The 11,476-nt window shown below is 50.2% G+C and carries 8 protein-coding genes and 1 pseudogene; 4 read left to right on the top strand and 5 right to left on the bottom strand.

Annotated features, from left to right (window positions below; genetic code table 11):
* Positions 1 to 802, bottom strand: an 802-nt coding sequence (locus EXE46_RS15310) for a UDP-glucose/GDP-mannose dehydrogenase family protein (RefSeq protein ID WP_137689220.1), incomplete at its 3' end; no start/stop codon positions are given.
* A 94-nt stretch (positions 803 to 896) separates the two neighbouring features.
* Positions 897 to 1,578, bottom strand: a pseudogene (locus EXE46_RS15305) (sugar phosphate nucleotidyltransferase); the annotation flags it as partial.
* A 352-nt stretch (positions 1,579 to 1,930) separates the two neighbouring features.
* On the opposite strand from EXE46_RS15305, the gene EXE46_RS15300 reads away from it, so the two are divergent.
* Positions 1,931 to 3,037, top strand: a complete 1,107-nt coding sequence (locus EXE46_RS15300) for a glycosyltransferase family 4 protein (RefSeq protein ID WP_158413957.1) — start codon at positions 1,931 to 1,933, stop codon at positions 3,035 to 3,037.
* 109 nt (positions 3,038 to 3,146) lie between these two features.
* Here EXE46_RS15300 and EXE46_RS15295 read toward each other — a convergent pair whose 3' ends face one another.
* Positions 3,147 to 4,535 (bottom strand): sulfatase-like hydrolase/transferase, encoded by a 1,389-nt coding sequence (locus EXE46_RS15295; RefSeq protein WP_158413956.1) that lies wholly within the window; start codon positions 4,533 to 4,535, stop codon positions 3,147 to 3,149.
* A 157-nt stretch (positions 4,536 to 4,692) separates the two neighbouring features.
* Here EXE46_RS15295 and EXE46_RS15290 point away from each other — a divergent pair, with 157 nt between their 5' ends.
* Together EXE46_RS15290 and EXE46_RS15285 are read left to right on the top strand one after the other, a co-directional pair.
* Complete coding sequence (locus EXE46_RS15290; protein ID WP_137689217.1) at positions 4,693 to 5,403, top strand: SGNH/GDSL hydrolase family protein; 711 nt, start codon at positions 4,693 to 4,695, stop codon at positions 5,401 to 5,403.
* 209 nt (positions 5,404 to 5,612) lie between these two features.
* A complete protein-coding gene (locus EXE46_RS15285) occupies positions 5,613 to 7,031 on the top strand; it encodes an oligosaccharide flippase family protein (protein ID WP_137689216.1) in 1,419 nt (472 codons plus the stop codon).
* A 60-nt stretch (positions 7,032 to 7,091) separates the two neighbouring features.
* Here the strand turns inward: EXE46_RS15285 and EXE46_RS15280 are convergent, their stop codons facing one another.
* The gene (locus EXE46_RS15280) at positions 7,092 to 8,300 is read right to left on the bottom strand and encodes a glycosyltransferase family 4 protein (RefSeq protein ID WP_137689215.1); all 1,209 of its coding nucleotides are present in this window, start codon (positions 8,298 to 8,300) and stop codon (positions 7,092 to 7,094) included.
* Positions 8,301 to 8,429: 129 nt separating this feature from the next.
* Positions 8,430 to 9,893, bottom strand: coding sequence for a sulfatase (locus EXE46_RS15275; RefSeq protein WP_137689214.1), 1,464 nt, complete (start codon positions 9,891 to 9,893; stop codon positions 8,430 to 8,432).
* 115 nt (positions 9,894 to 10,008) lie between these two features.
* Here EXE46_RS15275 and EXE46_RS15270 point away from each other — a divergent pair, with 115 nt between their 5' ends.
* Complete coding sequence (locus EXE46_RS15270; RefSeq protein WP_137689213.1) at positions 10,009 to 11,049, top strand: glycosyltransferase; 1,041 nt, start codon at positions 10,009 to 10,011, stop codon at positions 11,047 to 11,049.
* Positions 11,050 to 11,476: the final 427 nt, after the last annotated feature.

Here is an 11,476-nt window from a genome sequence, read left to right as displayed (position 1 = left end):
ACCCCACCCCGCTCTGGAGGAACTGCTCGCTGATCCGGTCGTCTAAGCCGATCGCGTCGGCGACCTCGTAGGCGTCGATGCCGAACTCCTTACAGATGTTCCCGAGGTCGTTGATCAGGCTCACCTTCGCCGCGAGGAAGCCGTTGTTGGCGTACTTGATCATCTCGGCGGTGCGCGTGTCGGTCTCGACGACCGGCGCGTCGGCTCCCTCGACGAGCGGGTCGAACAGCGCGCGCATGTCCCCGAGTGCGCGCTCGTCGTCCGCGCCGAGCACGACTTTATCCGGGTTCAGGAAGTCGTGGACGGCCGTCCCCTCGCGCAGGAACTCGGGGTTCATCCCGACGCCGAACGCCTCTCCGGCGGTCTTGTCGCTCTCTCGTTCGAGAATGGGGGTGATCGTGTCCGCGGTCGAGCCGGGAACGACCGTGCTCTTGACGACGACGGTGTGCCACTCCGACTTCTCGGCGAGCGTCTCGCCGAGCTGGCTCGCGCCCGCTTCCATGATCGACAGATCGATGCTGCCGTCGTCGTTCTGCGGCGTCGGCAGACAGAGGAAGGTTACGTCGGTGTCGCGGACGGCCGTGTAGTCGGTGGTCGCCCGGAGGCGACCGGTGCCTTCGGGCCCGGCATGCTCGGCGATGAGGCTGGCGAGCCCCTTCTCGTGGATCGGCGCCTCGCCGGCGTTGATCGTCTCCACGACCGATTCGTCGATGTCGATGTTGACGACATCGTGACCGAGATCTGCGAAGCAGGCGGCGACCGTCGTACCGACGTAGCCGCTGCCGACGATGGAGATACGCATTCTGGATAATGTTTTGCGGGACCGGCACAAGAAACGTCGGGTCGCCTCCGTTTCGAAGCGGTATCGAGTTTGTCGCCGTTCGAGGTTTCACCTCCGAGTCGGCGACGGCTTGGTCCGCGTCATCCGCGTCTTCTTCGGTCTCGCTTCCCCCTGTATCATCGAGCCGCTCTTCGGCGCGGTCGCGGTCTTCGGGGTAGCCAACGTCGATGCGCCAGCCGTCGAGGCGGATCGCGTCATTAGTACGACCAGACTGAATGAGGAGATCGATCGCGTCCGGAAGCTCGTACTCGCCGCGGTCGGACGGCTGGACGAGATGACACGCGTGGAAGATCGCAGGTGTGAACGTGTAGAACCCGGTCATCACCAGATTCGACGGCGGGTCGTCAGGCTTCTCGACGACCTCGACAACCTCACCGTACTCGTTGGTGTCTAAGACGCCGTACCGGGAGGCCTCCTCGTAGGGGACCTCCTCGACGAGGAACGCTGCATCGGCGCGGTCCTCCTGTTGGCGGTTGGTAACGTCTGAAAGGTTCTCGCGAAACACGTTGTCGCCGAGCATCAGCATGAACGGACCGTCGATGTGGGGTTCCGCCTGAAGGATGGCGTGAGCGAGGCCCAACTGTTCGCGCTGGTGCGTGTTGATAATCGGGACGCCCTCGTACTCTTCGCCGTAGCGGTCGATAGTCTGTTCGGCCTTGTAGCTGACAAACAAGTTGGCTTGTGCCGGCACCGATCAAGTTGTTGAGGACGTCCCAGATAAACGGCGTGCCGTTCATTTCGATGAGGACTGGAGTTGTCGCCGATATGCCGACGGAGTCTATGCCCTTGCCGGAGGCAAGTACGACCGCTTACCTAGATAGATGGTGTCAGTACGGAACAAAATAGCTTATGAGAGAGTCTGACAGAGTAAATAAAGATGTCATATTAATAATTTTTATATATAGTCATATGTGACTATTCCATCGACATGATTAAAACTCGGAATATGTGCCTTTCTCTTAGTCTAGCATGATAATGCCGAAGGATAATAAGCCAAGTTCTACTGAACAAGCTTCATACGATACGTGTGATAAATAGAATATCACTATGACGAATCGCAACAATTCATCTGTCCGTCAGACTGAACAGATGACTCTCGCGCTCTTCTTCACCTTCGGCGTCTCCATGCGGATGTGGGACGAAGACGGAATCATGGATCGGGAACTGGCACTGTACAAACGATTGTCAGAGACGGTCGACCATATCTACCTGTTCACGTACGGTGACGAACGCGACACCGATTACGCAGACCAATTACCAGACAACGTGACTGTCGTCCCGAAAAAGAGCGTATCGAACTCCCTTCTCTACTCGTTCTTGTGTCCGGTTATCCACCGCGACATCTTCCGCGACATCGACATCGTGAAGACGAATCAGATGCTGGGGTCGTGGACAGCGATTATTGCGAGCGTTCTGTTCAGCATTCCGCTCGTGGTCCGAACGGGGTACATCCTAACGAAGTTCTACAACAAGTTGGAGAAGCCGCTTCCGATTCGCCTCGTGGCTCGTGTCCTCGAAACCGTCTCATACGCCGCTGCTGACGGGATTATCACGTCATCTCCCCACGGGTACGACTACATCGAGTCACGCTACTGGACTCGCGGCTCCCACCAGATGGTTCCGAACTACATCGAGACAGATGTGTTCGCACCGATGGACGGCGTGGAACCCGAACCAGACACTCTCTTGTTCGTCGGTCGTCTCGCAGAACAAAAGAACCTCCACGCGTTGCTGCGGGCACTAGATGATCTACCATACTCACTGACGTTGGTTGGTGAAGGCCCACTCGAAGACAACTTGCGCTCGCTCGCAACGTCACTCAACGTAGACGCCAAGTTTATCGGTCGAGTACCGAACCACGAAATACCGCGCATCATCAACAAGCACGAGGCGTTTATCCTCCCGTCCCACTTCGAGGGAATGCCGAAGTCGATTCTCGAAGCAATGTCTTGTGGCGTTCCCTGTATCGGGACAGACGTAGATGGGACTCGTGACGTTGTTGACGACGGTGAGACTGGTGTGCTGTGTGAGACTGACAGCGAGAGTCTCGGTGAGGCGATCCACCGACTGATGAGTGAAACGGAACTCCGGACTCGACTTGGATCGAATGCAAGAGCAGAAATATTGGAGAATTATAGTTTAGATGGTGTCACACAGGCGGAACAGGCACTGTACAAACGTTTGCTAAAACGTTGAGCTACCAGCGTATACCTGTCATCAACAATTGTGTTCGACGAGATGAAGTGAAACAGAGTACCAGAATGATTGGAGAACGTTCGAAAAAGCGGCCTACAATTCGTCCAATTCACATATAGCCCAAGTCTTGTAGCCTTTTTTGTGTCGAATCTTCGACACTGAGTTCAGATTCGGCGGACAACGCCTCTTGTTTGTACGACTCTACATCAACGTCAAAACAGTTTACCATCTCTTCTGGAATCTCTGTATCTTGGTCCACCAACTTCTCTTTCGAAGGCCCAACAATCTCATACTGTCGGTTTCCACCAGGCGTATCCCATTCGTACCGTGTGTTTCCGTCGTAGGTCGTTCTCTCAAGTCGGTTCCAGAATTCGTAGTTATCCGGTCCCCCGTCTTTGGAGATACCCAACCCTATCCTCTCTGCGGGAATCAATTCGCGAGCGGATGGTTCTATAGTTCCGTTTCCGAATGCTGAAATCAATTCCCCGAGGTCCAGCTGCGTAAACGGTTCTGCCTTCTTGAACCCATCTGGAGGATTTATGATACACAACGGCACGTGTAGTAGCGAATGCGACACACCACTCACGTGGCCAAGGTTGCCATCCTCGTAGTCGAGCCCCAACTCTTCACCGTGATCTGAAGTCACAATAACAGTCGTCTCTTCGTCGGCACTGTCCAATATTTGAGAGATGTATTTTGCAAGTTTCCGGTCCAAATATTGGATAAACGCAGCGTACAACTCTCTGAAGTTTTTGAGGTAGGATTCGTACTGTGTACTTGAATCAGCGTTGTTGACGTCCCACCGGTCGATCATCTCTGATGACCAGTTTAGGGGTACTGAAGTGAGCGAAGAACCGAGAGATAAGGTTGGTTTGTGTGGGACATGGGCGTCCATGAAATTATTGAACAAAAAGAAGGGCTCCTGATCAATTAGCTTCAGGGAACTTCTCATCACTAGCTTCGCACCATAATCACCGAAACGAGGGAGAGTGAAGTGTTCTAACACATCGTTAATCTTTACCATTGACCCATTCGCAATACTGGCTTTTAAACATCCCTGGCGGTACGATTGAGTTAAAAATCTCAGATATCGCTCAATACCATCTGGATTGTTATCATGGAACTCGTCTATGTTGATTCCATCCGGATATAACCCGTATCTGTTGAAGCTTTTATATTCGTCAAACAAAAGGTCAAAATTATATGGGGCCCCCGCGTATAAGTTTGTTGACGCACCAACTGTTCGATGGTCATGTAGATTATTAAGGAAAGTTTCTTCGATAGATAATTTTCCCATGTCCTTATTGTGTGCGTGAATACCGTGTTGATGAGGGAGTTTTCCAGTCAGTATCGAGGCGTGGCTCGGAGCACTCCAAGAACTTGCTGCGTAACAATCATCATAAGAAACATCAGACAGCTTATTTAAATTGCGGGCATGTTTGTCGAAATAATCTTTCCTCACAGAGTCAAGGACAATTAGGGCGATATTCCTTGTCACACTGTCGATTTAGCGCGTTCCAGGTATAAATGTGTTCGGCAACTATGTAAAATATTGTCATAGTGGTGAAACAGATTCAACGGTCTTCTTTCCTGTCAAATTTACGTAGCACGCCGACTCCAAACCACTTATTAGGCGTAGATTTGTCCTCAATTGTATGACAAAGCATCTCCTCATTCATGGAGATTCACTAGCACTTCCAAGACAAGGAGTGTGCTACGAGGAGACCTGGCCGTATTTTCTCCAAGATCAACTTAGTGAGTGGCACGTTCTAAACCGGTCGTTAGATGGAAATACGTCTGAGATTCTGAATTCCGATACAGATTGGGAAAACGAGCGACGATTAGATTACTTTGAGCCATCAGCGGTCATTGTTCAATTAGGAATTGCTGACTGCGCTCCACGGTACCTGCGAAAATTTGAGAGTACACTCGTCGATAGTGTTCCCTCCGATATCTTACGTCGGGCCTTACTCTTTCTCGCAACAAATTTACGCTCTCGATCGCAAAAACGTGCTTACGTTCCACGGAGCCGATACGAGGCTAATATCGACGCATTCCTCGGCCGCTGTAAAGCGGTTGGTGTTCCAAAAGTTCTATTTATACATATTTTGTCTCCGAGTGAAAAATACTTGGCGAAAAATCCTACTGTAGCCAGTGCTATCAAAGCCTACAACGAAGTAATTCAGAAAATGACGATGAAGTATAATTTTGTCCAATCTGTTCGTCCACTAGCGGACTCGATAGATGACGAGTTAGAAATCGCCGACGAATACACGCTTGAGGATGGATACCATTTAAATCCGGAAGGGAACTGTCGCGCTGCAGATCGCATCTTAAGCACGCTACAAGAACAAGATCCTATGTAACCAGCGTCCTATCATTGGCTATTAACAGAGTTTCGTTGACTCTCTGTCGTACACTGACCGTCCTGTTTGTCTCCAAATTATTTTCTCAAAAATTACTTGACCGTCACTGCGGGTAGTGCTCTCACGCAGACTGAGCGAGATCCGTAATCGATTTGTAAGCCACTACAGCCAATAATAATAATGTCGCTGCCGAACTGGGGGAGAATCGCGTGAAACTTGGTCAGCAATCGTTCGTCACGTTTGCCTCGAAGTTTGGGAGTTCGCTGTTGAGTTTTCTATCGATCGTATACTTCTCTCGAATCCTCGGACCGGATGCTCTCGGAATCTACTTTGTGGTCCTCGCGATGCTTGGGTGGTTCAATATTGTGAGTGGCCTGACTGTCAAAGAAGCGTTAACGAAGCGGTTAAGCGAGATGGAAACCAACTCAGGTGGGTTGCTGAGTGCTGCGGTTCTCATTCAGATCTGTCTCCTTTCGGTTACTGTCGTCGGGATTGTTTATTTCAAGGACTATATAGATACATACATTGGAATCGAAGCGACGTATCTGCTGATTCTAATGCTTGTTGTACAATCTGTACTCTACTTAGAGCGAGGTGTCCTCGAAGGAATTGGGAAAGTCCACGTAAGCGGTCTTCTCGCACCAACGTCGCTCGTATTTGAACGCGGTGCTCAACTAGTGGGCGTTGCGCTCGGGTTGGGAGTTATCGCCCTGTTAGGTGGATACGTAGTTGGTGTTGGAATAACACTTATTGTCGGTTTGATATATATCTCACTCTCACCTAGAATCCCTGAACGGCATCACTTCACGAGTCTCGTCGAATACGGTAAGTACAATTGGGTAAATGCAGCAGAGGGACGAACATTAAATAATGTCGATACTCTCACACTCGGGTATTTTGTCTCCAGTACCTTTGTCGGGTTTTATGGTGTGGCATGGAATGTCTCCTCCTTGTTAGCTCTTTTCGGATACGCCATCAGTCAGACACTCTTCCCGGAGATCTCGAGACGTGACAGTGAAAAATCAGATGTCGGGTCGCTTATCACGGACTCTCTTACATATACAGGGCTATTGTTGATTCCCGGTCTTGTTGGGGGAATACTAATCGGTGAGCGCATCCTAGAAATGTACGGCGATGCGTACGTAGAGGCTAAAACGGTATTGATTATTCTCATTACTGCTCGTCTCATTTATAATTACCACACGCAGCTATCGAATTCGCTTAATGCCCTCGATAGGCCAGATGTCGTTTTCAACATAAATCTGAAATTCATCTCGTTTAACATCATTTTGAATATCGGTCTTGTGTACGTGCTCGGGTGGACTGGAGCTGCTATCGCCACAGTTAGCAGTTCGTTGCTTGCTCTCTTGCTGAGTTACCGGGCTACGGCACGGCTCGTTGATTTCCAGATACCGTACAGAGAACTGCTCAAACAAAGTGTTTCAGCAGGGCTCATGGCATTTGTTATCCTCGCACTACAACCTGTATTTTCTGGAACTTCGGTTCTCTTTTATCGATTTGTCGACACTGTTGTCATGGTCGGAGTCGGCGCTGGTGTATACTTCGCAAGTTTGTTTTGGCTGTCAGGTGACTTCCGGAGAAAGGTTATCGCGAACGTTCCAATATAGGCGACAACCGCGCACCCTCAGTGGCTGTGCTCATTCGCGTCTCGAAGGCTATGTACCGACTCAGTTAGCCATCAAGTCTTTGATCATTGTCTCACAGCGCGACTGCCACGAGTACTTTGGTACTTCGTTGCGGGCGTTCTGTGCAAGCTTCGTCGCGAACTCCTCGTCTCTAAATACTCGCGTGACGTAGGAAACTAACTCGTCGACGTCGTTCGGTTCTGCGAGCAATCCTGTCTCTTCGTGTGTGAGTGTTCGTGAGATAGCGGGGATATCTGAGCTAACGATAGGACGTTCAGCGGCCATATATTCGAAGAGTTTCAGCGGTGAAGTAGATTTGAGATCCATCAAACGTACATCGTGGTCTGTCTTGTAGGGCATTAAGAGTACGTCGGCGGCAGCGAGATACTTCGGCACCTCGCGGTTCGGAACATACCCACTGAAGTGTGTGTTATCGGCACCGATATCTGCCGCCGTTTTCGACCACGTATCCACGTCGTCTTCGTCGCCACCAACGAATTGGAACCTTACGTTCGGCAGTCGACTGGCCACCTGGAGGCTGTGTCTGATTCCTTTGTCTTCGTGGAGTGATCCGACGTATACCACCAGTTGTTGGTCGGCCGGGAGGCCGAGTTCAGAGCGCGCTTTGCCTTTCGATATACGATCTGCGAACTGATCGAGGTCGACACCGTCCTGTAAGACGAGGACTTTCTCTTCTGGGACACCTGCTTCCACGAAGTTGTCTTTCAGGTTCTCTCCGATGGTGACGAGACCACAGAATGCATCTTTGGTCGCGTTTTTCATCACCCGTCGTTGTGCATGCCGCCTGAGTGTGGGCGAGTGAGACTCCATAATCGTCGGGACACCTTTCTCGACGAGGTAGTTCGTCGCCCGGTACGTCCGACAGTACGCGAGGTCGAACTCTTCCTCTTCGATGTACGCTGTAATCTTCCGTTCTGGGTCACCAATTCGCCGTGTGATATCGAACGTCCCGAATGACAAGGCGTCCAGCGCAAAGCCGACGTACGGAACATCTGAGAAGTAGTACGGGGTCTTGTCGGGAAACAGCGTCACGTCGATCTCCTCACTAATTCCGTAATAATCGGGTATCGAGTCTATCTTGCGTCGCTTTTGGGACTCGTAAAGTCGTTCTGGCGAGAGGAGTTCGACATCGTGTCCGCACTGGACGAACCCGTTCGCATTCTTTGCGACGGCGACGCTGTGTGCCCACTGTGACGGTATGTGTCCTGAAGTTACTACAGCGACTCTCATAATCGGTTTCTACTAGGGAGGCAGTGGAAACTTCGGCGTCGATTGAATATGTAGCTTGGTGGTGTCATCTCGTGCTCCAACGAGTTATTCAGAGAGTATTGTGACAAGTTCCTACCTGCCATACCTACCTCACTTGTACCCAAGCGCCTCTAATCGGTCGGCAACAATATCTTCATCTTCATACGTCACGTCAGATTGGTCGTCTGTTGCTTCACGCAGTTCGTATGAGGCGACAAGGGCCTCTGTTATCTCGGATAATTCTTCGCGCGCTTCGAGGTTTTCGTCTACAATGTTTTTGAGCTCCTCTGGGTCTTCAGCTAAGTCGTAGAGTTCCTCTTCGGCACCGTGGACCACATTACAGTAACGACATTCGAGATCGTCTTCGAGGGATTGGATGTATTTGTGTTCGTAGGTTCGGAGTGCTCTGCGGCGCTGTGTGTGTGCTTCCTCGACAAGAATCGCTTCTCGTTCGGTCCACCCGTCGTCGTCGCCTTCGATGAGCGGTCTGAGCGTTGCTCCGTCAAAATTGCCTGCCTCAGCACCGACGTTCATATAGTCTAGGACGGTAGGTGCAACATCGGTGATTTGGGTGAACGTCTTGACTGTAGTCCCCGGGTCAAACTTCTCTCTGTGTGGCGGTTTAACCACAAGTGGAATCTGAACAGTCTGGTCGTACAACCCGTGGTGGTCGAAGAAAATACCATGTTCATCGAGTGACTCACCGTGGTCTGAGAGAACAATGAGAAGCGTGTCGTCATACATCCCACGCTCTTTGAGCTCCTTGATGAGGCGGCCAATCTTCTCATCGGCATGGGTGACAGAGGCGTCATACCACGCTTTGACCTCTTCGATGGTCGGCGTGTTGTTGTCATCTTCAATGAGGTTTGCTCGTTGGTCAAGCAACCATGGTCCATCTCCTTGTTGTTCAATGAGTTTTTCCATTTTGATACCGTCATAGTCAAATCTCTGTAGATATTCTGCGGCGACGTCCTCGTTGGCACTATACGGCATATGCGTGTCCATCAAGTGTAAAGTGCTGTAGAACTGCTCGTCCGGCCTCAGAGTATCGAGTAACTCGGCAAGGTCATCTGGGCTCTCTCCTTCTAAAGCCGTAATCACCTTTTTTGTGTACCAGTACATCCCATCCAATATCTTTCCAAGTGCTTTGTTCCGATTTCTGAGACCTCTAAAGTACTTCTCGTATAGTTTCCAGAATTGAGAGTGTGGCTGTAGTGTCGTTACCTCATCAAACCCATTATAGTGCCATCGACCCATGTGGCGTCCTTTGTGGATCGTTCGGATCCCCGCCTGTTGGAGGATTTCTGGGAATTGAGTTACACTTTCGGCCCGTTTCTTTTCTTCATCTGTCACCCGCATGGCGTGATTTATGACTCCATGAGAAAGTGGATGTAAACCGGTGTGTAGCGACGTGGTTGCGGAGTCCGTCGCGTTAGTCGTCGTAAACGCACGCTCGAAAGTGAGGCCTTCAGTCATCAGCTGATTAATGTGAGGAGTCAAAGTCGTCCCCTTGTACGGACCGATCCGATCTGCCCGAAGAGCATCAACAATAACCACGACCGCGTTCGTATCCATTAAGAAAGAGGTTTTGTGGCCGCTACAAGTATTTGACGCATAATTTTAGATGATATCGGTGTTATAGAGGAGATTCTTACAGTTTGATAAGCCAAGAGCGTTTCAGCACCACCAGATGAAGAACACCGGGGCCGTCACCGAACCACCTTCTAATGAGACTCATGACTCGGCGTCGAATCCGACAGTGAGCGTGCTCATTGGCGTCTATAACGAAGAACAGTACATCGAAGCGTCACTCCAGAGTCTACTTGACCAGACATTCGAAGATTTCGAAATCATCGTTGTTGACGACTGCTCAACGGATTCATCTGTAGAGATTGTCCGTGATTTTAATGACTCAAGGATTCAGCTTCTAGAAAATGAAAAAAATATAGGGCTGACGAAATCACTTAATCGTGCGCTTGAAGTCGCCGCTGGAAAATACATTGCTAGACAAGACGCAGATGATCTCTCGCACCCATCACGTCTCGAGCGAGAGGTAGAGTATATTAAATCGAACGAAGACGTTGCCCTCGTCGGAACTGGCGCGTACCTCATTGACGGTGACGGGACGATCCAACAGGAGCGTATGGTGTTAGGAAATGTCTCATTTGACGACTTAGTGACAAAAAATCACATTATCCACGGATCAGTTCTAGCCCGCAAGGACGTGTTTGAAGCAGTTGATCGGTATGACGAGGTGTTCAAATATTCACAGGATTTGGATATGTGGCTTCGTATCGCCGAAGAGTACAAAATTCGGAATATTCCAGAACCACTGTACTACTTCCGTATCCACGACGAGAGCGTCTACTTTTCATCGAAAGAGAGCTCAATGCTCTATGCGCAGCTAGCCCTTAGGCGAGCAACAGATGGCGTCAGAAACGAGGTCATCCAAGATGTACAGGAAAACGGTATCGAAGCGTACTATAAACACCTGACCAACGAACAACAACAGGCATTTCACGAATCACTCGCTGAGCGGTACCTTCGGTATGGACATCTGGAAGAAGCGCGCGAACAATGCCGACAGGCATTCGAACTCGACGCTCTATCACTTAAGGCCCGGCTCCTATACACACTCTCGTACTTCGGACAGACTCCAATAGACGTTATTCATGAGACTGTCCGCCGAATCATCAACGCGAAACTCAAGCTACGAAACCGATTTAATTAATCACATGGCATATGATAGATTTTGTATTCACCACCATTGACATAGATTACTAATTGGACCACTGTTACCGTGACCCAGCGGTTATTCAGTACAGCAAAACCAGATGAATTCAAAGTCTACGCCTATCTTGCTTATATATTTCTAGACATATTGGGTGCGCTCATTCCTACGGATCGGTGTGGCGGGTATGTAGAGTACTCAAACAAGTCCATCGACAGAATATAACTTGTACTACCAAACCTGTCAAACACATATCGTTAGAGAGCACACTTCTTGTGAGGGAACTAGATATATTTTCAACGCTCTTGGGTAGAGGATTGTTGGTCAGTTCTCAGCAGGAGCTGGAAGTCACAGCAGGCAAGGGTGACGCGACCGCGTCACCCGACGAACGATGTTCCCTATCAAGACGTTCGTCTCGGAGCGTCGC

The organism is Halorubrum sp. GN11_10-6_MGM (genome assembly GCF_005435165.1).
Taxonomy (GTDB): Archaea; Halobacteriota; Halobacteria; order Halobacteriales; family Haloferacaceae; genus Halorubrum.
Note: the sequence above shows the minus strand (reverse complement) of the source record. Positions and strands in the feature narration are given on the sequence as shown.

What these genes read in the sequence shown, in the direction of transcription:
- EXE46_RS15300 (WP_158413957.1), top strand. Translation starts at nt 1,931, where the DNA reads ATGACTCTCGCGCTCTTCTTCACCTTCGGCGTCTCCATGCGGATGTGG.
- EXE46_RS15290 (WP_137689217.1), top strand. Translation starts at nt 4,693, where the DNA reads ATGACAAAGCATCTCCTCATTCATGGAGATTCACTAGCACTTCCAAGA.
- EXE46_RS15280 (WP_137689215.1), bottom strand. Translation starts at nt 8,300, where the DNA reads ATGAGAGTCGCTGTAGTAACTTCAGGACACATACCGTCACAGTGGGCA.
- EXE46_RS15275 (WP_137689214.1), bottom strand. Translation starts at nt 9,893, where the DNA reads ATGGATACGAACGCGGTCGTGGTTATTGTTGATGCTCTTCGGGCAGAT.
- EXE46_RS15270 (WP_137689213.1), top strand. Translation starts at nt 10,009, where the DNA reads ATGAAGAACACCGGGGCCGTCACCGAACCACCTTCTAATGAGACTCAT.